The sequence below is a fragment of the Tessaracoccus sp. OS52 genome (assembly GCF_020687685.1).
Classification (GTDB): Bacteria; Actinomycetota; Actinomycetes; order Propionibacteriales; family Propionibacteriaceae; genus Arachnia.
Genome location: NZ_JAJEWM010000001.1, coordinates 355,646 through 377,306, shown reverse-complemented (window position 1 = coordinate 377,306; position 21,661 = coordinate 355,646). Strand labels below are relative to the sequence as shown.

Annotated in this window: 17 protein-coding genes and 4 tRNA genes; 12 read left to right on the top strand and 9 right to left on the bottom strand. The window is 67.8% G+C overall.

Annotated features, from left to right (window positions below; translation table 11 throughout):
* Positions 1–2: 2 nt before the first annotated feature.
* Positions 3–830, top strand: a complete 828-nt coding sequence (locus LKO27_RS01605; protein ID WP_227735157.1) for a nucleotidyltransferase family protein — start codon at positions 3–5, stop codon at positions 828–830.
* The gene (locus LKO27_RS01600) at positions 827–2,020 is read left to right on the top strand and encodes a galactokinase family protein (RefSeq protein WP_227735156.1); all 1,194 of its coding nucleotides are present in this window, start codon (positions 827–829) and stop codon (positions 2,018–2,020) included. The genes LKO27_RS01605 and LKO27_RS01600 overlap by 4 nt, the downstream gene beginning before the upstream one ends.
* Here the strand turns inward: LKO27_RS01600 and LKO27_RS01595 are convergent.
* Positions 2,017–2,922, bottom strand: a complete 906-nt coding sequence (locus LKO27_RS01595; RefSeq protein ID WP_227735155.1) for a cation diffusion facilitator family transporter — start codon at positions 2,920–2,922, stop codon at positions 2,017–2,019. The genes LKO27_RS01600 and LKO27_RS01595 overlap by 4 nt on opposite strands.
* Positions 2,923–2,940: 18 nt before the next feature.
* On the opposite strand from LKO27_RS01595, the gene LKO27_RS01590 reads away from it, so the two are divergent.
* Together LKO27_RS01590 and LKO27_RS01585 are read left to right on the top strand one after the other, a co-directional pair.
* Positions 2,941–4,404, top strand: coding sequence for a patatin-like phospholipase family protein (locus LKO27_RS01590; protein ID WP_227735154.1), 1,464 nt, complete (start codon positions 2,941–2,943; stop codon positions 4,402–4,404).
* Between the two features lie 119 nt (positions 4,405–4,523).
* On the top strand, positions 4,524–5,807 hold the full coding sequence (locus LKO27_RS01585; protein WP_227735153.1) for an amidohydrolase: 1,284 nt from the start codon (positions 4,524–4,526) through the stop codon (positions 5,805–5,807).
* Positions 5,808–5,815: 8 nt separating this feature from the next.
* Here the strand turns inward: LKO27_RS01585 and LKO27_RS01580 are convergent.
* Positions 5,816–5,888: transfer RNA gene (locus LKO27_RS01580), tRNA-Lys, on the bottom strand.
* Positions 5,889–5,938: 50 nt separating this feature from the next.
* Positions 5,939–7,651, bottom strand: coding sequence for an NAD-dependent malic enzyme (locus tag LKO27_RS01575; RefSeq protein ID WP_227735152.1), 1,713 nt, complete (start codon positions 7,649–7,651; stop codon positions 5,939–5,941).
* Positions 7,652–7,693: 42 nt separating this feature from the next.
* Here LKO27_RS01575 and LKO27_RS01570 point away from each other — a divergent pair, with 42 nt between their 5' ends.
* The 5 genes from LKO27_RS01570 to LKO27_RS01550 all read left to right on the top strand — a co-directional run bounded on the left by LKO27_RS01570 (position 7,694) and on the right by LKO27_RS01550 (position 10,530).
* Entirely contained in the window at positions 7,694–8,335 is a 642-nt protein-coding gene (locus LKO27_RS01570) for a hypothetical protein (RefSeq protein ID WP_227735151.1), read from the top strand.
* Positions 8,336–8,682: 347 nt separating this feature from the next.
* Positions 8,683–10,065 carry an SH3 domain-containing protein gene (locus LKO27_RS01565; protein ID WP_227735150.1) on the top strand — a complete coding sequence of 461 codons (1,383 nt, stop codon included), beginning with the start codon at positions 8,683–8,685 and terminating at the stop codon, positions 10,063–10,065.
* A 93-nt stretch (positions 10,066–10,158) separates the two neighbouring features.
* Positions 10,159–10,234, top strand: a tRNA-Glu gene (locus LKO27_RS01560).
* Positions 10,235–10,353: 119 nt separating this feature from the next.
* Positions 10,354–10,427: transfer RNA gene (locus LKO27_RS01555), tRNA-Asp, on the top strand.
* A 29-nt stretch (positions 10,428–10,456) separates the two neighbouring features.
* Positions 10,457–10,530, top strand: a tRNA-Phe gene (locus LKO27_RS01550).
* Positions 10,531–10,578: 48 nt separating this feature from the next.
* Here the strand turns inward: LKO27_RS01550 and LKO27_RS01545 are convergent.
* Both LKO27_RS01545 and LKO27_RS01540 read right to left on the bottom strand, forming a co-directional pair.
* A complete protein-coding gene (locus LKO27_RS01545; protein WP_227735149.1) occupies positions 10,579–11,529 on the bottom strand; it encodes an alpha/beta hydrolase in 951 nt (316 codons plus the stop codon).
* Between the two features lie 14 nt (positions 11,530–11,543).
* Entirely contained in the window at positions 11,544–11,780 is a 237-nt protein-coding gene (locus LKO27_RS01540; protein WP_227735148.1) for a DUF3073 domain-containing protein, read from the bottom strand.
* Between the two features lie 161 nt (positions 11,781–11,941).
* Between LKO27_RS01540 and LKO27_RS01535 the strand changes: the two genes are divergently transcribed.
* Positions 11,942–14,155, top strand: a complete 2,214-nt coding sequence (locus tag LKO27_RS01535) for an NADP-dependent isocitrate dehydrogenase (protein ID WP_227735147.1) — start codon at positions 11,942–11,944, stop codon at positions 14,153–14,155.
* 13 nt (positions 14,156–14,168) lie between these two features.
* Here LKO27_RS01535 and LKO27_RS01530 read toward each other — a convergent pair whose 3' ends face one another.
* Positions 14,169–15,101 (bottom strand): AEC family transporter, encoded by a 933-nt coding sequence (locus LKO27_RS01530; RefSeq protein WP_227735146.1) that lies wholly within the window; start codon positions 15,099–15,101, stop codon positions 14,169–14,171.
* Positions 15,102–15,244: 143 nt separating this feature from the next.
* Positions 15,245–15,943 carry a YceI family protein gene (locus LKO27_RS01525; RefSeq protein ID WP_227735145.1) on the bottom strand — a complete coding sequence of 233 codons (699 nt, stop codon included), beginning with the start codon at positions 15,941–15,943 and terminating at the stop codon, positions 15,245–15,247.
* 163 nt (positions 15,944–16,106) lie between these two features.
* Between LKO27_RS01525 and LKO27_RS01520 the strand changes: the two genes are divergently transcribed.
* Both LKO27_RS01520 and LKO27_RS01515 read left to right on the top strand, forming a co-directional pair.
* Positions 16,107–18,596 carry a glycogen/starch/alpha-glucan phosphorylase gene (locus tag LKO27_RS01520; protein WP_227735144.1) on the top strand — a complete coding sequence of 830 codons (2,490 nt, stop codon included), beginning with the start codon at positions 16,107–16,109 and terminating at the stop codon, positions 18,594–18,596.
* Between the two features lie 147 nt (positions 18,597–18,743).
* Positions 18,744–19,151: a pilus assembly protein CpaE gene (locus tag LKO27_RS01515; protein WP_227735143.1), complete on the top strand. Its 408-nt coding sequence runs from the start codon at positions 18,744–18,746 to the stop codon at positions 19,149–19,151.
* Between the two features lies 1 nt (position 19,152).
* Here LKO27_RS01515 and purM read toward each other — a convergent pair whose 3' ends face one another.
* Together purM and purF are read right to left on the bottom strand one after the other, a co-directional pair.
* Positions 19,153–20,193 (bottom strand): phosphoribosylformylglycinamidine cyclo-ligase, encoded by a 1,041-nt coding sequence (purM, locus tag LKO27_RS01510; RefSeq protein ID WP_227735142.1) that lies wholly within the window; start codon positions 20,191–20,193, stop codon positions 19,153–19,155.
* Positions 20,190–21,653, bottom strand: coding sequence for an amidophosphoribosyltransferase (gene purF, locus LKO27_RS01505; protein ID WP_227735141.1), 1,464 nt, complete (start codon positions 21,651–21,653; stop codon positions 20,190–20,192). Before purF ends, purM begins: the two co-directional genes overlap by 4 nt.
* Positions 21,654–21,661: the final 8 nt, after the last annotated feature.

The window sequence follows — 21,661 nt, the reverse complement described above, 5'->3', positions numbered from 1 at the left end:
CCATGGCACCTGACACCATCACTCCCCCCACCAAAGCAGTCATCCTCGCGCGCGGTCTCGGCTCGCGCATGCGCAAGGACGCCGAGGGCGTGGAGCTCACCGACGAGCAGTCCCGGGCCGCCTCCGCGGGCGTCAAGGCAATGATCTCGGTGGGCCGCCCCTTCCTCGACCACGTGATCAGCGCGCTCGCGGACGCAGGCTTCACCCAGATCTGCCTGGTGATCGGCCCCGAGCACGACATGATCCGCGACTACTACGACAGCGTCGAGAAGAACCGCGTCAGCATCAGCTACGCCATCCAGGAAGAGCCCCTCGGGACCGCCAACGCCGTGCTCGCGGCCGAGGAGTTCGCCGGTGAAGACCGCGTCCTGGTCATCAACTCGGACAACTACTACCCCGCCGCGGCCCTGCGCCTGCTGGCCGACGTCCCGGGCTCGGCACTGGTCGGGTTCGAGCGCGAGGCCATGCTCACCGACTCCAACATCGACCCCGAGCGCATCAAGGCCTTCGCACTCGCCACGGCCGACGCCGAGGGCAACCTGGCCGAGCTGGTGGAGAAGCCCGACGACGCCACCATCGAGCGCCTCGGTGACGACGCGGTCCTCTCCATGAACTGCTGGCTGTGCGGCCCGGCGATCTTCCCCGCCGCCAAGGCCATCCCGAAGTCGGCGCGCGGCGAGTACGAGATCACCGACGCCGTCCGCGCCGCCATCGCCGCCGGAGACCCGTACCGCGTGGTCCGCGCGAACGTCGGCGTGCTGGACATGTCCAACCGCGGGGACATCTCGTCGGTCGTCGAAGCCCTGGGCGACCGCGAGGCCAACCTGTGACCCAGTGGTTCGTGCCCGGCCGCCTCGAAGTCCTCGGAAAGCACACTGACTACGCAGGCGGCCGGTCGCTCCTGGCAGCCGTGGATCGCGGCATCACCATCACCCTCACCCCCGGCGGCGACGGGATCAGCGCCACCACCACGGCAAGCCCCGACCAGCTGGTCCTGCGCCCCGGGGACCGCCCGGACCTGCCGGCCGGCCACTGGGGCGGCTACCTCCAGGCGGTGCTGGACCGGTTGATGCTCAACTTCGGCGAGCTGGAACCCGCGTCGCTGGAGATCGACTCCAACCTTCCCCTGGCCAGCGGGATGTCGTCGTCGTCGGCCCTGGTGGTGGCCATGGCGCTGTCCTTGATCGACCACAACGGTTTCCGCGAGACGCAGCAGTGGCGGGACAACATCCGCGACGACATCGACCTGGCCGGCTACATGGCGTGCTTCGAGAACGGCATGTCGTTCGGCACGCTGGACGGCTTCCGGGGAGTTGGCACCTTCGGTGGTTCCGAGGACCACACCGCGATGCTGTGCTGCAAGGCCGACCACCTCACGCAGTTCTCCTTCTGCCCCATCGTCGAGCACGAATCGGTGCCGTTCTCGCGGGAATGGTCCTTCGTCGTGGCCGTCTCCGGTGTACTCGCCGAGAAGACCGGCAAGGCGCTCGAGCTGTACAACCGGGCCTCCATCCGGACCCGCGAGATCGTCGCCGCCTGGAACGCCGCCACCGGCCGCGAGGACGTCACCATCGCCGACGCCCTGAACTCCGACGAGGACGCCCTCGAAGGCCTGCGGGCCGTCGTGTCGCACTCACCTGAGCTGAGCGCCCGACTCAAGGCCTTCCTGACTGAATCCGAGCGGCTGATCCCGGCGGCGACGGCGGCGCTCGGCCGTGCCGACCTGGCCGAGTTCGGCCGGCTCGCGGACCTGTCGCAGCGCAACGCCGACGTCGAACTCGGGAACCAGATCCCGGAGACCAACCGGCTGCAGGCGCTCGCGCGCGAGCTGGGCGCCCAGGCCTCCGCAGGGTTCGGGGCAGGCTTCGGCGGCTCGGTCTGGGCCTTGACCAGCACCAGCGACGCCGAGGCGTTCGCCACCACCTGGCACGAGCGCTACGTGGCAGAGTTCCCCGAGGCGGCACAGACAGCCTCGGTGATCGTCACCCGCCCGGGCGCACCCGCCCGGCCCGTCGGCTAGTTGTACTCCATGTCCTCGTAGCTGCGCGGGTCCTCGATGGGTTCCAGGTGACCAGTCACCCACAGGTCGGGGAACTCGCCGCGGATCTCCGCCACGATGTCCTCCATGGCGTCGTGACCCTGCTGGACCGTCCAGGCGCCCGGCACGAGCATGTGGACCTCCATGAACTTGCGGGTACCCGACTCCCGGGTGCGCAGTGCGTGGAAGGCCATCTCGTCGGAGGTGTGGGAGTCGAGGATCTCCTGCAGCCGGGTGTTCTGGCTCTTCGGGAGTGAGATGTCCATCAGACCGGCCGTGGACTCCTTGATCAGGCCATAACCGGCCCACAGGATGTTGATGCCCACACCGATGGCGAGGATCGGGTCCAGGATCTCCAACCCGGTGAGCATGACCAGGCCGATGCCGATGGCCACGCCCACGGAGGTGTACACGTCGGTCATCAGGTGCTTGCCGTCGGCCCGCAGCGTGATCGAGTTGTGACGCCGGCCCGCCCGGATGAGGATGCCACCGACGACGCCGTTCGCGATTGTTGCAACCAGGGAGATCGCGACGCCGACGCCGAGTTGCTCCAGCGGCTGCGGGTCGAACAGCCGGATCACCGCGAAGACGATGATGGAGGCGGCCGCGACGAAAATCATGGCCCCCTCGACCGCGGCCGAGAAGTACTCCGCCTTGGTGTGGCCGAAGTGGTGGTTGTGGTCGGCGGGCTTCGCTGCCACCTTGAGCGCGATCAGGGCCACGATGGCCGCCACCAGGTTGACCAGCGACTCCGCGGCGTCCGCCAGGAGGCCGACGGAGCCTGTGAGCAGCCACGCCCCCGTCTTGAGCAGGATGGTGAACACCGCCGTCGCCACCGCCAGCCAGCCGTATCGGGTCAGGTCTGGTCTGGTTTCGCTCTTCACCCAACTAGACTCCCACGCATGGCCAAAACAGGGTGGCTGGGACTCCCACTATTCGGATTCACCCCCCGCGACGAGACGGTGGCCTGCGTGTTGTCGGGCGGTGGTTCGAAGGCCAGTTTCCAGCTCGGGGCGCTGGCCTACCTGTACGAGCACGATCCGGAGTTCCGGCCCACAATCTTCGTCGGCACTTCGGCCGGAGCCATCCTCGCAGCCGTCCTCGCGCAGGGCGCGAGCCCTGCGGAGCAGCGCGGCTACGTGTCGCTGCTGGCCGACATCTGGGACGAGATGACCACCTCCGACGACATGTTCACCCCCCGCCCCTGGATGGCCCGGGCCCGGGCGGACATGCCGCGCTGGCTCCAGCTCGTGGAATCCCCCGCACAGCCCGCCGCGACGCGCACGCTGGCTGACCGGCTGCCGTTCCGACGGCGGCCCGAGAGCGTCGTCAGCCCCGTCAGCGCACCGGAACCCCTGGACCCGCTCGAGGCTGCACTCACCCCGGACGAGGAAGTCGGTCCCGAATGGTCGCTGTCTGACGTGGCGACGCTGATGGGGCGCCTGGGCGAGCTGCCGCGCCTGGGGTCCGAGCTGGCCGTGATCCGGCGCGGCATGGAGACCACCCGCTCGATGTACCGGCCCGGGCCGATGTTGGCCAAGCTGCTCGACAGGGAACTTTTCGACGAGAACCGCGTGGCTGCCTCCGGCATGACGTTGCGGGTGGCGATGGTTTCCCTGGAGTCCGGGCACCTGCACTACCTCCGGGAGGACGGCCGCATCGTCGACAGGGATGACGTGGTGATCGACGATTCCCAGTACCGGTTGGCAACCGGCGTGCTGGCCTCCTGCTCAATCCCCGGGGTCTTCCGGCCAGTTCAACTTGGGTCGCAGACCTACGTCGACGGCGGCACGCGCGACACCCTGCCCGCCGAACTCGCGATCGGACACCTGCGTGCCCAGCGCACCTACGTGCTCAGCTCCCAGTCCGTCGGCGTGCCGGCCAGGCAGTCCATGGCAGACGCAGACCTGTTCAGCATCGTGATGCGCTCCATGGAGATCCTCATCGACGAGGCCGGCCGCGACGAGCTGGCCTACGCAAACTCCACCGACGCCATCGTGATCAATCCCACGATCAGCGTCCACGACGCCATGACCGTGCACCCCGGGCTCATCAGGATCAACAGCGACTACGGCTGGATGCGGGCGGCGGAGGAGACCCTCGGGCTGGGCGCAGAGCAGGAAGCACGAACGTCTCGGATCGTCCTGCTGCGGATGCAGGCACTGAAGCTGGAGCAGCGGATCATGGACGGCGAGGACAACGCCCGCACCGGCGCCAGACTGGCCAGCACCAAGACCGAGTTGCGCGACACCGTCGAGGCCTGCCCGGCTGCGGTGCTTCCACCGGGGGCGACGCAGTGGTGGCGCGAATTCGAACGGCACCACCCGCAGCAGCCGACGGCGGAGAAGTCCTGGCTCGAGGTCTGAGTGGGCGAACGCAGGCGCTGCGCGCCAGCCGATCCCCTACGAGTTTTCTGGGCGGCTGCCGCAGGAGTCCCTCGGGGTTAGGCTGTGGGGGATGGCTCTCGCACTCGAAGGAGACGCTCATGGCAAGCACATCCCCGCTGACCATCCCGCCGGACGCCGCCCTGTTGGAGTTGTACCGCGACCTGCACCGGAACCCCGAACTCGGCTTTCAGGAGCATCGCACCGCCGACATCGCCGCGAAGCACCTGACCAGACTCGGGTTCGCCGTGACCACAGGGGTGGGTGGGACGGGCGTTGTGGGGGTCCTCAACAACGGCCGTGGGCCCACCGTTCTGCTCCGCGCGGACATGGATGGCCTCCCGATCCGGGAGGAGACCGGACTCGACTACGCGAGCACCGTCGTCGCGACGGATGCCCACGGGAGGAGAGTGCCAGTCAGCCACGCGTGTGGCCACGATGTCCACACCACCTGCCTGCTGGGCGCGGCCTCCGCTCTGGTGGCCGACCGCGCGAACTGGTCCGGCACGCTGGTCACGATCTTCCAGCCTGCTGAGGAGCTGGGCTCGGGCGCGCAGGCCATGGTCGATGACGGGTTGTTCAAGCACTTTCCCCAGCCCGAGGTCGTCCTTGGCCAACACGTCGCACCGCTGCCCGCGGGCACCATCGCGGCTCACCCCGGACCGGCCTACGCCGCCTCGGACTCACTCCGCGTCCGGCTGATCGGTAGAGGGGCGCACGGATCAATGCCGCAGAACTCGATCGACCCGGTGGTCATGCAGGCCGAAGCCGTTCTACGCCTGCAGACAGTCGTCTCCAGGGAGGTGGCCGCGACCGACGTCGTCGTCCTGACCGTGGGTTCAGTACGTTCGGGCGAGGCCGCCAATGTCATCCCCGAAGAGGCGGAACTCCTCCTGAACATCCGGACCTACGATCCCGCCGTTCGGGAGCACGTCCTGAGCATCGTGGAGAGGATCGTCAGGGGCGTGGCGGCGGCAGCAGGGGCGCCCAGGCCGCCCACCATGGAGTCCATCGAGCGTTTCCCGGTAGCCGTGAACGACCAGGCTGCCCTTGCAAGGACCTTGGCATCGTTCAGGGCGTGGCTCGGGGACCGCAGCGTGCTCGACCCGGGAGCCGGGGCCGGTAGCGAGGATGTCGGAATCCTGGCGACCAGCGCTGGGGCGCCACTGGCTTACTGGTTGCTGGGCGGAACCGACCCAAACCTCTTCACCAGCGGCGGACTCGATGATCCCGCCCTGAGGTCGGTGCCCGCCAACCACTCCCCGAGCTACGCCCCCGCGGCCGAACCAACCATCTCGATGGGAGTGACGGCGCTGGTGGTGGCAGCCAAGGATTGGCTGGGGGCACCAGAGGGACGGCGACCCCAAGTTCACGACCAATCATGAGGGGTCCGTGCGCCCAGCGGGGCTCGAACCCGCGACCCGAGGCTTAAAAGGCCCCTGCTCTACCAACTGAGCTATAGGCGCCCCGACAGTCTAGTGCCTCGCGCAGCCCAGGCCAGCACGGGGCGCGGGTGTCAGACAGCCACCACCTCGGCATACTTCGGTACCCACATGGATGCAAAGACATCCTGGACGGGGTCCTGCAGTGGCCGGGCCGCCAGGCCCTCCTCCTCGGCGGCAGCCGCGACCGCGAGCGCCACCGTCGCCGAGACCGCCCGCAGCTCCTGGATGCCCGGGAGCAGCGAGGCGCCGAGCCGCTTCGCGTGGCTCAGGGATGCGACGGCGCGCGCGGAGGCCGCGATCATCGCGTCGGAGACGCGGGTGGCGCGGCAGGCCGCCACCGCGAGCCCTATCCCGGGAAACACCAGCGCGTTGTTGGCCTGCGCGATCTGGTGGGTGACGCCGTCGAAACTGACGGGCTCGAAGGGCGAGCCGGTGGCGATCATCGCCCGGCCGCCGGTCCAGGCAAGCAGGTCAGCCGGGGTCGCTTCGGCCAGCGACGTCGGGTTGGACAGGGGGAGGACGACCGGCCGTTCGGTGTGGGCCGCCATGTCCCGGACGATCGCCTCGGTGAAGGCGCCCGGCTGCGCAGAGGTTCCGATGAGGATCGTGGGGTGGACGTTCCTGACGACGTCGGCCAGCGCGATCCGGCCGGGCGTCGCCACCTGCCAGCCACCCAGTTCTTCGGCCGGGCGGGCATAGGGCCTCTGGAACGAGCGCATGCGGGTGTCGTCAGCGCTCAGCAGGCCCCGGGATCCAAGGCCCCAGAACCGCCGATTCGCCTCCTTCTCAGGAAGCCCCTCTGCCACCATCACGTCCCGCAGCAGGTCCGCGATCCCGATGCCCGCCGTGCCGGCGCCGTGCACGACGATGCGTTGCTCGGCCAGCGTGGTTCCCGTGGCGTCCAGCGCCGACAGAATGGCCGCGACCACCACCGCCGCAGTGCCTTGGATGTCGTCGTTGAAGGCGCAGTGGTCGTGGCGGTAGGTCTCCAGGACGCGGTGCGCGTTGCCGGCTCCGAAGTCCTCGAAGTGGATCATGGCGTGCGGGTACATCGCGGTGACGGTTTCCATGAAGAGCCGAACGAACTCGTCGTAGCGCTCGCCGCGCACCCGTGCGTGCCGCACCCCCAGGTAGGTCTCCTCGTTCAGCAGGGCGAGGTTGTCCGTCCCGACGTCGAGCACGACGGGCAGGACCCGCTGCGGGTGAATTCCGGCGGCAGCGGTGTACACAGCCAGCTTCCCGACGGCGATCCTCACCCCACCCACGCCCTGGTCCCCGATGCCGAGGATCCCTTCGGAGTCGGTGACCACCACCAGGTCGACGTCGTCGGCATCATGCCCGTAGGAGGCCAGCGCCCCTGCCAGTTGCTCCGGATGCTCGATCGACAGGAAGACCCCACGCGGGCGCTGCATCCACTGGCTGTACTTCTGGATGGCCTCGCCGATGGTGGGGGTGTAGACGATCGGCAGCATCTCCTCGATGTGCTCGGTCAACAGCTTGTAGTACAGGACCTCGTTGCGGTCATGGAGTGCCTCCAACAGCATGTTCTTGGCCAGCGGGGTCGGCTGGTCGTGGAACTGCTCGTAGACCTTCCTCAGCTGGCCGTTCATGGTGCTGACGCCGGGTGGGAGGAGTCCCGAGATGCCCAACGCCTCACGCGTCTCCGGGGTGAACGCCGTACCCCTGTTGATCATCGGCAGCGCCAGTACGGCTCGCCCACGCGCCCTGATGTGAACGGTCTCGCCGTCCGGCCCGGTTGTGAACTTGTAGGGCGTCGTTGCCATGGGCGCCACACTATCGCCACCCGGGCGTGGCAGGCTGGCGGGGTGGCTGACTGGCTGGGACTCATCATCGCTCTCGGGATCGGGCTCCCCCTGCTCGTTCTGGCTGTCTGGTTGGACCAGCGACGACGGCGCCAGCTTGAGGGCGACGCGGACGCGCCCCCGCAGCGCGGGCTGGCGGAGGTCGACACCCACGCGCCCGCGTACGTGACCCAGAGCGAGATCGACCGCCTGCCGCCGCCGAGCGCCGGATCCAGGGAGAGCCGCGCACCAGCCGGCACCCGGCTGGGGTTCGGCCATGCCTCCCCCGACTTCGCCACCCATGGCGAGCAGGCGGAACTCGCCGACGCGAGAATCCTGATGGTCGACGGCGAGGTCACGGCTGTCAGGGAACTCCTCGCCGTGCTGGCCACTGCCACCGCGGAGGCGCCGCTGGTCATCGTCGCCACCGGGTTCGACGACGCGGTGATGGCCACGCTCGGGGCCAACCGCCGGGCGCTGGGCTCGCATGTGGTGGCGGCGACCGCCACCGAGAAGGACCTCTACGAACTGGGAGCCCTCGTCGGCGGGGAGGTGCTGACGGTGGCGGACCTCAAGGCCGGCTACACGCCGTCGGAAGTGCTGGGCTGGGCCGCTGCGTGGACGAGCAACCTCAAGGAGACCTGGGTCGACCCACGAAAAGCCTGAACCTGAAGTGCCACTTGAGGCGGCGTCAAAACCGACCATTTCTGAACAATCTCAGATCCAGCCAATCGATCCGGCGGCGCCGCCAACCTCCCTGGCGATCACTTATGCCCCTAGTCAAACCCGGATTGCCCAAAATCACAACGGGAGAATTACACCGCTGGGATTCCTCAGGAACCAGCCGCTCGCGGCCCTCATTTTGCTTGGCGAACTCTCAAGTAACGCTTGTCTGTCGAGGCGACCGATCCCTAATGTCCGGGCCACTGGACGGGAACGTGCCGGAGGCCGCAGGTCTCGGGGAAGCGGCACGAGCCTGACAGCCTGTGACTTCACCGAAGGGATCCAAGAGCGTGAATCGGGTATTGAAGGGGCTCCGTGGCCTGGCCGTCGCCGCCACCATGGCCGCCCTCGTGCAGGGTACGGCAAACGTCGCCCTCAGCCTGAGCGCCGAGGCTGCCGGCACCAGGCTCAAGGCCACGGCCGCCGTGAACGTCCGTTCGGCCCCGACGGTCTCCAGCGCCCGGGTGGGAATCCTGTACAAGGGTGAGCAGGTCTCCGCCAGCACCAGCAAGGACGGTTGGACCGAGGTCTCCTGGAACGGCAAGACCGCCTACATCGCCTCCGCCTACCTCACCAGCGGGACCGTGTCGCTCAAGCCCGCGCCGACGCCGGCCGAGTCGGCTTCCCAGGGCGCGGTGTACACCACGGCCAACCTGAACCTCCGCGTGGGCCCGACCGTGAAGGACCCCGTCTCCGTGATCGCGACCAAGGGCGCCCGGCTGGTGCTCACCGGCAAGGTGAGCGGCTCCTACGCCCAGGTGCAGTACAACTCGAGCACACTGTGGGCGTCCATGAGCTACCTGTCCGCAACCGAGGCCGCGCCGACGCAGTCGCTGCCGCCCGTAAAGGTCAAGGCCCGCGCCACGGCCGCACTCATGATCCGGACCACCGCCACACGTGGTTTCCAGTCGCTGGGCGATGTCCCGCGCGGCACCATCCTGGAACTCACCGGGACCGTCCAGTACAACATGGCTCAGGTGATCTGGCAGGGACAGGCGCGCTGGGTGAACAACTCCTACCTGACCCGTCTGACGGAGACCGCCCCGAGCGCTCCCGAAGCCCCGGAGACGACCACGCAGTACGCGACGGCCAACCTCAACATCTGGCACGCCAGCACCGGCACCGCCTTCACGGGTGAGATCCCGCGCGGCTCCGCGGTGGCGGTCACGGGCAAGGTCTCAGACGGACGCGCCGAGATCCTGCACAACGGGGCGCTCCGCTGGGTGACGGCCAACTACCTCTCGGCCACCGTCCCGACGACCCCCGCTCCCCCGCCCAGCGGCGGCAGCCCCGACCGCGGAGACATCAACAAGGGCTACTCCAGCGGCCTGGAGAAGACCAACGCCAACGTGCAGCGCATCGCCTGGTACGTGTGGGACAACTGGTCGGCGATCAAGACCCAGTACGGCTGGCGCCGCGACGTCACACCCGACCACCCTGGTGGCCGCGCGGTCGACGTGATGATCCCGAGCTACCGCACCAACAGCGCCCTCGGCTGGGAAATCGCCCGCTACTTCCAGGCCCATGCGGCGGAGTACAACATCAACTACATCATCTTCGACCAGAAGATCTGGAGCGTGGCCCGCAACAAGGAAGGTTGGCGCGCCATGGCCAACCGTGGTGGGGACACCGCCAACCACAAGGACCACGTTCACATCAATACGTACGGCTGACCCCCCGTAGCCGTGCCCAGGGAGCCCCGGACCACCGGGGCTCCCTCTTTGTTTGCGCGGCCTGCGGTCTCCTGACTATCCTTGACCAGTCCGGTCCCCATCGTCTAGCGGCCTAGGACTCCGCCCTTTCACGGCGGCAGCACGGGTTCGAATCCCGTTGGGGATGCCAAGGCCCTCTCGTCTGAGAGGGTTTTGAATGGTGACTGACCAGCGTCGAGACCGATTTCCCTTCGGTGAGATCCTGACGCTATAGTTGCCGGGCTGGCTCAGCCAGCAGGCCAAGAAATTGGCCCCGTAGCGCAGTTGGTTAGCGCGCCGCCCTGTCACGGCGGAGGTCGCGGGTTCGAGTCCCGTCGGGGTCGCTGGTAAGCGCAGCAGCGCAAAGCCACCTGGCCAGGTAGCTCAGCTGGTAGCAGCGTTCGCCTGAAAAGTGAAAGGTCGCCGGTTCGATCCCGGCCCTGGCCACGGAATGAACCCCGCCCGCGTGGGCGGGGTTTCTTCATTCCTCCCAGATCAGCCGTAGGCCGACAGCCACCTCGCCAGGACGTCGAAGAACGCCTCCCGCACGGGCGGGGCGGACAGGGTCAGGTCGTGCAGCCCGTCGGCGATTCGCACCAGCGTGACGTGATTGCCGAGGAACGCCGCGCGGGAGGCGAGCCGCTCGACGTCGAGGACGATGTCAGCCTTCTTGAGTTCCTCGCCCCACTTCCGCGGGATGACGGTGCGCTTCGAGAGCGCCACCATGATCGGCACGTCGATGGACAGGCCGGCCGCGACGGTGGCCTGGCCGGCCATGATCGCGGCCAGCCAGCCCACTCGGACCATGAAGGCCCTGTCGCCCTTGAAGTTCTCGTTGTAGGTCCACTCCCCGTCCTGACCCGCGTGGATGGAACGCCGGTAGAACCCCAGTTCAGCCACCGGGAAGGCCGCCAGAGGGTTGAGCTGCCCGACGGCCGTGAGCATGGGGGCAATGGCCGGACGAAGCGCGGGATAGCCCTGCAGTTCGAGCCACGGCGAGTTCAGCACGATCGCCTTGACCCGGCCCGGGTTGGCGTCGGCCCACAGCGATGCGACCAGCCCGCCGGTCGAATGGCCCATGACGACGATCTCCCCGTGCCCCTCGTCGGCCACCAGTTCCGCGGCCCGGTTCAACTCGTCGAAGTACTCCGAGAGGTCCGTGGTGAACCCCGCGAGGTGACCCGGGCGCAGGGACCTGCCGTAACGGTGCAGGTCTATGGCGTAGAAGTCGTAACCGAGCGCGGCCATCTCGTCGGCCAGATGCCGCTGGAAGAAGTAGTCGCTCCAGCCGTGGACGTAGAGAACCGCCTGCGGCGACGCCGGGGGGTTGCGCCGGATCACGGTGGCGCACAACGACCCCTCCTGCTCACCGTTGTAAGTGGGAAGGTCGGGCAGTTCGAGGGTGCGAACCTCGAAGGAGTCAAGCTCCGAGTCGGGTGACCACACGGGTTGGCCGACGCTCAGCCTCGGGTGTCGGCTTCGTCGTCCTCTGCTGCGTCGTCATCAAGGTAGGTTCCACCGTGGCCGTACTCCTCGGCAAGATCCGCGTATGCGTCGGGGATCTCCTCCGGTTCCGGCTGGGTGTAGTCCTCACCTCTGAGCTCACGCTCCAGTGACGCAAAATCGGTGTCCACTGGGCGATACTTCAGATCGCGAGCCACCTTGGTCTGCTTCGCCTTTGCACGGCCGCGCCCCATATCGGGTCGACCCCCTCGCTTTGTCCCTCGCGGCCTTGCCGCGGAATCTGTCAATAACTCGTGGGGCATAGGCTACCGGAGGTCGCGGACAATCCAAAGAACACGCCCGGGCCACGGGTCGCTAAGCTGTCCTGCGACGCGCCGAGATCATAGGAGACCACATGGGCAAGATCATCTACACGCTCACCGACGAGGCCCCGTTGCTCGCAACGTACTCGTTCCTTCCCATCATCGAGGCCTACGCCGGACAGGCGGGCGTCGACGTGGAGACGCGGGACATCTCCTTGGCCGCGCGCATCCTCGCCCAGTTCGCAGACTCGCTGCCGGCGGACCAGCAGAGCCCCGACGCGCTCACCGAACTCGGCGAACTCGCCAAGACTCCCGGCGCGAACATCATCAAGCTGCCGAACGTCTCCGCCTCAGTGCCGCAGCTCAAGGCCGCAGTGGCCGAGCTGCAGAGCCAGGGCTTCGACATCCCCGACTACCCCGAGGACCCGCAATCCGTGCGTGAGCGCGACGTGCGCGCCCGCTACGACCGCGTGATGGGATCAGCTGTCAACCCCGTCCTGCGCGAGGGCAACTCGGACCGCCGCGCCCCGGAGTCGGTCAAGAACTACGCCCGCAAGCACCCGCACAGGATGGGCGAATGGGCGGCTGACTCCAGGACGTCGGTCGCCACCATGGACCGCGACGACTTCCGCCACAACGAAATGTCGGTGGTCATGCCCGCGGCCGACACCCTGCAGATCCGCCAGATCGCCGTCGACGGCACCGTCACCGTGCTCAAGGAGAGCCTCCCGGTCCAGGCCGGAGAGGTGGTCGACGCCACCGTCATGGGCGTGGCGGTCCTCACCAACTTCCTGCGCGAGCAGATGGCCCGGGCCAAGGCCGCCGACGTGCTGTTCTCGGTGCACCTCAAGGCCACCATGATGAAGGTCTCCGACCCCATCATCTTCGGGCACGTGATCCGCGCCTACCTCTCGCACGTCTTCGAGTCCTACGGCGACGACCTCGCGGCCGCCGGCCTCTCCCCCAACGACGGGCTGGGCGCCCTCCTCGCGGGCGTGGACAAGCTCCCCAACGGCGCCGAGATCCGGGCAGCAATCGAGACGTCCATCGCCCAGGGCCCCCGCCTGGCAATGGTCAACTCGGACAAGGGCATCACCAACCTGCACGTGCCCTCCGACGTCATAGTCGACGCCTCCATGCCCGCGATGATCCGCAGCTCCGGCCACATGTGGGGGCCCGACGGCGAGGAGGACGACACGCTCGCCGTCATCCCCGACTCCTCCTACGCCGGCGTGTACCAGGCAGTGATCGAGGACTGCCAGGCCAACGGGGCATTCGACCCCGCCACCATGGGGTCGGTCGCCAACGTCGGCCTCATGGCACAGAAGGCCGAGGAGTACGGCAGCCACGACAAGACCTTCGAGATCGCCGCCCCCGGCAAGGTCCAGCTCGTCGATTCGGCCGGGAACGTCCTCACCAGCCACGAGGTCTCCAAGGGCGACATCTGGCGCGCCTGCCAGACAAAGGACGCTCCCGTGGCGGACTGGGTGAAGCTCGCCGTGAACCGCGCCCGCGCCACCGGCACGCCCGCTGTCTTCTGGCTGGACGAGACCCGCGCCCACGACCGGAACCTGATGGCCAAGGTCCGCGACTACCTGACCGAGCACGACACCTCCGGTCTCGACATCCAGGTCATGAACCCGGTGGACGCCACGAAGTTCAGCATCGAGCGCATCCGCCGTGGCGAGAACACCATCTCTGTCACGGGCAACGTCCTTCGTGACTACCTGACCGACCTGTTCCCGATCCTGGAACTCGGCACCTCGGCCAAGATGCTGTCGGTCGTGCCCCTGATGGCAGGCGGGGGGCTGTTCGAGACCGGCGCGGGCGGCTCGGCTCCCAAGCACGTGCAGCAGCTGGTCTCCGAGAACTATCTGCGGTGGGACTCCTTGGGTGAGTTCCTCGCGCTGGCGGCGTCCTTCGAGCACCTGGCGACGACGGAGGGCAACCCGAAGGCCGGCGTGCTGGCAGCCACGCTTGACCGCGCAACAGGCACCTTCCTGGAGAACGACAAGTCCCCCACCCGTCGCCTCGGCGGCATCGACAACCGGGGTTCCCACTACTACCTGGCGCTGTACTGGGCCCAGGAACTGGCCTCCCAGTCCGACGACGAGGACCTGGCGCGCACCTTCACCCCCGTGGCCGAGGAGTTGGCCGAGGCCGAGTCGCAGATCGTGTCGGAGATGATCGGCGTGCAGGGCTCCCCTGCCGACATCGGCGGCTACTACCGCCCCGACGCCGCACTGGCCTCCGAGGTGATGCGGCCCTCGCCCACCTTCAACGAGATCATCGACTCACTGCGCTGATCTGGAGACTGGTTCAGCCGGTCACGGCAACGTAGACCACGAACGCCGCGACGCTGATCACCGTGTGCAGGCTCAACACATTGTTGGCCAGGGTGATCTCGTCGCGGCGTTCGCGTGGGAGGTAGATGGGCACGATGAACGGCGGGGGCAGGATGAGCAGGGTGAACACGGCCGCCTCGACGATCGGCGGCAGCCCCAGCCAGGTCCGGATGACCAAGTGGTTGACCAGCAGCGCGAGGGCGAGCATCAACGCGAACCGCGCTGCCACCAGGGGCGCGGCCTGCCGGACGCCCGCCCGCGTGAGCCGGGTGCCGTGGCCCACCACGATCAGGATCACGGGAACGATCATGGCGGCGAGATAGCCCACCAGCTGCAGGAACGCCGCCCCGATCACGTTCCCCTCGAGCCAGCGCGAACCCCCCAGCAGATTCAGTACCAGCCCCGCCGCGATCGCCAGGATCACCGGCGAGGTTGCGAAGGACCGCATCGTCGCGGCCACGGAAACCCTGCCCGCCATCCGGCGCCGCAGCAGCGTCACGAAGATGAACCAGATGAAGAACTCGTGGCCGAGGCCCACCATGCCGGCAACCGGGAGTTCGGAGACCCCGAACGCCGCGGTGAACAGCGCCAGCCCCACCATCCCGAACTCGAAGCCGGTGAACAGGAACGGGATGACCCCGGAGCCTCCCAGCGGCCGGCGGACCAGATGACCGACTCCCAGCAGGAACACACACAGAGTCAGGACCAGGAGAACGACCGCAACGTACTCACCGCGAAACTCGATGCCCAGGAAGGCGGTGAACAGGACGGCGGGCAGGATGGCGCTCACCACGAGACGCTTCAGCCCGTCGACGGCGCAGTCGTCGAGCACCCGCGTGCGTCGCAGGACGATCCCAAGGCCGACGAGCGCGACGATGGGAATCACTGAACCGAGCATGTCCACCATGCCAGCGATCCTTTCGTACCCGCCAACACCCATCACTGCCCACCCCCCTCGAAAGCCACCGCCCCTCGCCGCCGGCCGAAGAGACAGCGGCGCCGCACCCATTCCGGGTGCGGCGCCGTCGTGATTCAGGGACTAGCAGCCGATCAGCTGAAGACCTTCTTCAGCCAGCCGACGAATCCACCCTTGGCGGGCGCGGCCTCCGCGCGGGCCGGCTTCACGGCGGGCTCCTCGACGGGAGCCTCGATGGCGGCCGCGTCGTCGGCCGAGGCCTGGGCGACGTCCTTGATGGCCGAGACCTCGAAGAAGAGGGTGACCTTCTCGGAGACCAGCACGCCGCCGGTCTCGAGGGCTGCGTTCCACTCAAGTCCGAAGTCCTTGCGGTTGACGACGAGCTCACCGGAGATTCCGACGCGCTCGTTGCCGAACGGGTCCACAGCGGCACCCTCGTAGTCGAAGTCGATCGCGACGGGACGGGTGACGTCCTTGATGGTGAGCTCACCCTCGACGTGGACGGTCTCCGCATCGACGGCCGAGATGAAGGTGGAGGTGAAGGTGATGGTCGGGTACTTCTCCACGTCGAAGAAGTCCTCGCCGCGCAGGTGGGCGTCACGGTCCGCGTTGCGGGTGTCGACGGAAGCAGCCTGGATGGTGAGCGACAGCGCCGCGCCCTCCAGGTTCGGCTGCGAGGACGCGCTGCCCTCGAACTTGGTGAAGGTGCCACGGACCTTGGTGATCATCGCGTGACGCGCGACGAACCCGATCTGGGTGTGGCTGGGATCCAGCGTGTAGCTGCCCGTGAGCTGGGCCGGGGTGTTGGCGAGCTGGTTCAGGGTGTCGGTCATGCGATCTCCTCGGTGCTGCCGGCGGTCCGGCGGAAGTGGTTGAAACTGAAATCATCCTAGCACGAGGAAGGTTGAACCGTCAAGCAACGCCGGGCACCGTTTCAGAGATTGTTGTACCGAGCCCCTTGTGCGTGTCTTGCCCCGGTGTCCTAGGCTGAAACCCATGTCGCAGGAAACTTTCAGCAACGGTTCAAAACCGCTCACCATCGTCGACGATCCCCGCCACACCGTGGCTGGCTTCGTGACCGAATTCATACGCGAACTGCACAACCGGCAGGGCGTGGACCTGACTGAAGCGAGCGCCCAGGACCGCTATCAGGCGGCCGCCAGCGCGGTGCGCCACTACCTGATGGACGAGTGGCTGGCCACCAAGGCACTCGATCGCCGCGTGAGGCCGAAGGTCGTGGGATACCTTTCTGCCGAGTACCTCCTGGGTCGCCAGTTCGACAACGCCCTGCTGGCCACGGATCTCGTCGAGGTCGTTGAGGAGGCGCTGTCCAAGCACGGCATCGACATCGACGAGGTGCGCGCCAAGGAGGTCGAACCGGGCCTTGGCAACGGTGGCCTGGGACGCCTGGCGGCCTGCTTCATCGACTCGCTCGCCACCATGGACGTGCCCTGCATCGGCTACGGCATCCGCTACGAGTACGGCATCTTCCGCCAGACCTTCGTCGAGGGGCGGCAGGTTGAGGAGGCGGATTCCTGGCTCGCCCTGGAGTCCCCGTGGGAGTTCGTCCACCCCGAGCATGCCGTCCAGGTGAACTTCGGTGGACACACGGACACGTGGACAGACGAGCACGGCCGCCAGCACACCCGGTGGATCCCCGCGTGGAACGTGATGGGCCTGCCCTACAACTACCTGGTGCCCGGCTACGACACGGATCGCGTCAACACGCTGCGGCTGTGGGGCGCCCGGGCAAAGCAGCAGTTCGACCTGCAGACCTTCAACGCCGGCGACTACGTCGAGGCCGTCCGCGCCCAGACCTTCGCAGAGAACATCTCCAAGGTGCTCTACCCGGAGGACTCGACGCCGCAGGGCAAGGAGTTGCGCCTCCAGCAGCAGTACTTCTTCGTCGCCTGCTCCCTGCGTGACTTCATCGACCATGAGCTCGAGCCCGGGTTCGACCTGCACAACCTCGCTGACCGCATCATCTTCCAGCTGAACGACACCCACCCGGTGATCGCGGTGCCCGAGCTGATGCGCATCCTCGTCGACGAGCGCGGCTTCGAGTGGGAGGAGGCCTGGGAGGTCACGAAGTCCTGCTTCGCCTACACCTGCCACACCCTGCTGCCCGAAGCCCTGGAGGTCTGGTCCACCGACCTGCTCGGCCGGCTCCTCCCCCGCCACCTGCAGATCATCAACCAGATCAACGAGCAGTTCATGGCCGAGGTGCGCGCCGCCTTCCCCGGCGACGAGGAGCGCGCTCGCCGCATGTCGATCGTGACGCAGCACCCCACCCCGTCGGTGCGCATGGCGCACCTGGCCACCGTCGCCGGTTCCAAGGTAAACGGTGTCGCGGCCCTGCACAGCCAGCTGCTGCGCGACAAGGTGCTGCCGGACTTCTCCGAGCTGTGGCCTGACAAGTTCACCAATGTCACCAACGGGGTCACGCCCCGCAGGTTCGTGCGCCAGGCCAACCCGAAGCTCTCCGAGCTCGTCTCGAGCCGGATCGGCCATGGCTGGGTCACGGATCTGGAGCAGTTCCGCGGCCTTGAGGCCCACGTCGACGACGCAGGGTTCCGCGAGGCGTTCCGCGAGGTGAAGGCGGCCAACAAGGCCCGCCTACAGGACGTGCTGGCCAAGCGGGACGGAATCTTCCTCCCGCCGGACCACATGCTCGACGTGATGGTCAAGCGCCTCCACGAGTACAAGCGCCAGACCCTCAAGCTCCTGCACGTGGTCTCGCTCTACGAGCAGGTGCTCTCGGGCCGTCGGAAGCTCGAGGACCTCGTCCCGCGCACGGTGGTGTTCGGGGCCAAGGCAGCGCCCGGCTACAAGCTCGCGAAGGACATCATCCACCTGATCAACGCAGTTGCGGCGGCCGTGAACGCCGACGACAGGCTGGAGGGCCGCCTGCGGATCGCGTTCCCGGCGAACTACAACGTGACCCTTGCCCAGACGCTGATCCCGGCCGCGGACCTGTCCGAGCAGATCTCCCTCGCGGGCATGGAGGCCTCCGGCACGGGCAACATGAAGTTCGCCCTCAACGGCGCCCTCACCATCGGAACCGACGACGGCGCCAACGTCGAGATCCGCGAGCTCGTCGGGGATGAGAACTTCTTCCTCTTCGGGATGGACGAGCCCACCGCCGCGGCACTGCGCGACAACGGCTACCGTCCCCGCTCCTACTACGAGGGCGACGAGAACCTGAGGGCGACGATCGACCTCATCAACTCCGGAGCGTTCTCACGAGGCGACACCTCGGCGTTCGAGTCGGTCACAGGCAGCCTGCTGAACGAGGACCGCTTCATGGCCTTCGCCGACTTCGCCAGCTACCTCGACGCGCAGGACGCCGTCGAGGCGAAGTATGCGGATCATGAGGCCTGGACCCGCTCCGCGATCCTGAACGTGGCGCGCACGGGCTTCTTCAGCTCCGACCGGTCCATGCGCGACTACCTGGACCGGATCTGGCACGCGAAGCCGGTGCGCTGACGCTGGACGCGAACCGGCCCCGCGCGTCGGGGGAACGTGCGGGGCCGGGGCTCGTGGGCTCATTCGAGGCGAGTCGGCTGAGCGATTACGACCCTAACATATTTGGTGTCCCGGATACATATTCTGCGGGCGCGTAGGGTGGAAATCGTGATTGATCTAGCGCTGGCGCTCGAATTGCGCGAGGCCGGCCTGGCGTGGCAGCCAGCGGCCGGGGACAGGTTCGTCGTGACCGCTCCCGAAATGGTGGACGACCTGTTCCACCTCGCTGACATGGTCATCGAACCACGACGGCTTGAGACGGGCACCGTCTTCGCGTTCAACGGGACCACCGAATGGGCACTCGATTCGGTCGCCCAGGAGAAGACGGTCTGGCTGCCGAACGAGGGCCAGCTCCGCCAGGCGCTCGGGGCGGCGTTCAGGTCCCTCGTCAGGCTGGACCGAACGAGGGGGTTCGAGGTCACCGTCGACGTCGCCGGGGGCGACCAGACCTTCACCGAGGACGACCCGGAGAACGCCTACGGTGAGGCGCTCCTGGCGGTGCTGCGCGGGTCCTGACTCAGATCAGTTCGGCCGCGCCGGCGCCGTCGTGGGCCTGCACGTCACCAAGGACCCAGCTCTCCACGCCCCGCTCCGCCAAGGCGGCGATCGCAGCGTCCACGCCGTCGGCAGGCAGGACCGCCACCATGCCCACACCCATGTTGAGGGTGGCGTCGACGTCGGCCTGGCTCAGCTGGCCCACCTGCTGCACCAACTGGAAGATGGGACCGGGCGTCCAGGAGTCGCGGCGCAGGACTGCGCGGGCCCCGTCGGGGATCACCCGGGCCAGGTTGTTCACGAGGCCGCCGCCGGTGACGTGACTGAAGGCGTGGACCTCGACCCGCTTGATCAGGTCCAGCACGTCCAGGGCGTAGAGCCGCGTGGGTTCCAGCAGTTCCTCCCCAAGTGTCCTTCCGAGTTCGTCAACGTGCCGATCGAGCGACCAGCCGGCCCGCTCCAGCAGTACGTGGCGCACCAGGGAGTAGCCGTTGGAGTGCAGCCCCGAGGAGGCCATGCCCAGGACCACGTCGCCAGCGACGATCCGGTGGGCGCCAAGGATCTCGTCCTTCTCCACGACGCCGGTGGTGGCGCCGGCGATGTCGTACTCGTCGGCTCCCAGGAGTCCGGGGTGCTCCGCGGTCTCGCCACCGACGAGGGAGCAACCGGCCGCGACGCAGGCGTCGGCGATGCCCCCGACGATGGCGGCGATCCGTTCCGGCACCACCTTTCCGGTGGCGATGTAGTCGGTGACGAACAACGGCTCGGCGCCGACGACCACCAGGTCGTCCACGAGCATGCCCACCAGGTCGAAGCCGATGGTGTCGTGCTTGTCCATCGCCTGCGCGATGGCCACCTTGGTGCCGACACCGTCGGTCGAGGTGGCCAGTACCGGGTGGCGGAAGTCCTTCAGCGCGGCTGCGTCGAAGAAGCCGGCGAAGCCTCCCAGGCCCCCGAGCACCTCGGGGCGGCGGCTGCGGGCAACCGAGGCCTTCATCAGCTCGACGGCGCGGTCCCCGGCCTCGATGTCGACGCCGGCGGCGGCGTAGGCGCTTGGTTTCACTTCTCCTCCAGCTTCAGCAGTTCTGCCTGCTCGGGTGGGATGGGGACTGGGTAGACGCCATCGAAGCAGGCCCGGCACAGCCGCTCCGGCGCGATGGTGGTGGCGCGGGTGAGCCCCTCGAGGGAGATGTAGCCGAGACTGTCGGCCGAGATGGAGCGGCAGATCTCCTCGACGGTCAGACCCGGCGCGATGAGCTCCGCGCGGGTGGAGAAGTCGATGCCGTAGAAGCATGGCCACTCCACCGGCGGGGACGAGATCCGGACGTGGACCTCCGCCGCACCGGCCTCCCGCAGCATCCGCACCAGCGCCCGCTGGGTGTTGCCGCGCACGATCGAGTCGTCGACCACCACGAGCCGCTTGCCCGCGATGATCTCCCGCAGCGGGTTGAGCTTCAGCCGGATTCCCAGCTGCCTGATGGTCTGGCTGGGCTGGATGAAGGTCCGGCCGACGTAGGCGTTCTTTACCAGGCCCTGCCCGTAGGGGATGCCAGACTCCTCCGCGTAGCCGATGGCCGACGGGGTTCCCGACTCCGGGACCGGGATCACGAGGTCCGCGTCGACGGGGTGCTCCCGGGCGAGCTCGCGGCCGATCTCCACGCGGGTGGTGTGGACGCCACGGCCGGCGATGGTGGTGTCCGGCCTGGCGAGGTAGACGTACTCGAACAGGCAGCCCTTGGGCCTGGCCTCCGCGAACCGCTGGGAGCGCAGCCCGGCCTCGTCGATGGCGATGAACTCGCCGGGTTCGACCTCCCGGATGAAGCTGGCGCCGACGATGTCCAGCGCGGCGGTCTCCGAGGCCACCACCCAGCCGTGCTCCAGCCGGCCGAGCACCAGCGGGCGGATGCCTTGCGGGTCACGGGCGGCGAACAGTGTGTTCTCGTTCATGAAGGTGAGGCAGAACGCGCCGCGCAGCCGCGGCAGCACCTTCATGGCCACCTGCTCCACGGGTTCGTCTCCGAAGGACACCATCAGCGCGGTCACCAGCGAGGTGTCGTTGGTGGAGTCCATGGTCTTCTTCTCCGGGACCTTCTCACCGGAGTCAAGTTCCCGCAGCCACTCCTCGAGTTCGAGGGTGTTGGTCAGGTTGCCGTTGTGCGCCAGGGCCAGGCCGCCCCGGGGGCCGTGCCGGAACGTGGGCTGGGCGTTCTGCCAGACGGAGGCACCCGTCGTGGAATAGCGCGTGTGGCCGACGCAGAGGTGCCCGCGCAGCGCCGTCAAGGTGGTCTCGTTGAACACCTGGGAGACCAGCCCCATGTCCTTGAACACCATGATTCGCTGGCCGTTGGACACGGCCATCCCGGCGGACTCCTGCCCCCGGTGTTGCAGCGCGAACAGGCCGTAGTAGGTCAGTTCCGCGACGTGCTCGCCGGGAGCCCAGACCCCGAAGACGCCGCACTCATCCTGCGGCTTCCGCTCAATGGGGTCGATTTCGAGGCTCAGGCGTCCGTCAGCTCGTGGCACCCCGACAG

Excerpts from the sequence above, each read along its gene's own strand:
- LKO27_RS01520 (WP_227735144.1), top strand. The coding sequence starts at position 16,107 with ATGTCGCAGGAAACTTTCAGCAACGGTTCAAAACCGCTCACCATCGTC.
- LKO27_RS01575 (WP_227735152.1), bottom strand. The coding sequence starts at position 7,651 with ATGGCAACGACGCCCTACAAGTTCACAACCGGGCCGGACGGCGAGACC.
- LKO27_RS01525 (WP_227735145.1), bottom strand. The coding sequence starts at position 15,943 with ATGACCGACACCCTGAACCAGCTCGCCAACACCCCGGCCCAGCTCACG.
- LKO27_RS01605 (WP_227735157.1), top strand. The coding sequence starts at position 3 with ATGGCACCTGACACCATCACTCCCCCCACCAAAGCAGTCATCCTCGCG.
- LKO27_RS01530 (WP_227735146.1), bottom strand. The coding sequence starts at position 15,101 with ATGGTGGACATGCTCGGTTCAGTGATTCCCATCGTCGCGCTCGTCGGC.
- LKO27_RS01590 (WP_227735154.1), top strand. The coding sequence starts at position 2,941 with ATGGCCAAAACAGGGTGGCTGGGACTCCCACTATTCGGATTCACCCCC.
- LKO27_RS01535 (WP_227735147.1), top strand. The coding sequence starts at position 11,942 with ATGGGCAAGATCATCTACACGCTCACCGACGAGGCCCCGTTGCTCGCA.
- LKO27_RS01540 (WP_227735148.1), bottom strand. The coding sequence starts at position 11,780 with ATGGGGCGCGGCCGTGCAAAGGCGAAGCAGACCAAGGTGGCTCGCGAT.
- LKO27_RS01585 (WP_227735153.1), top strand. The coding sequence starts at position 4,524 with ATGGCAAGCACATCCCCGCTGACCATCCCGCCGGACGCCGCCCTGTTG.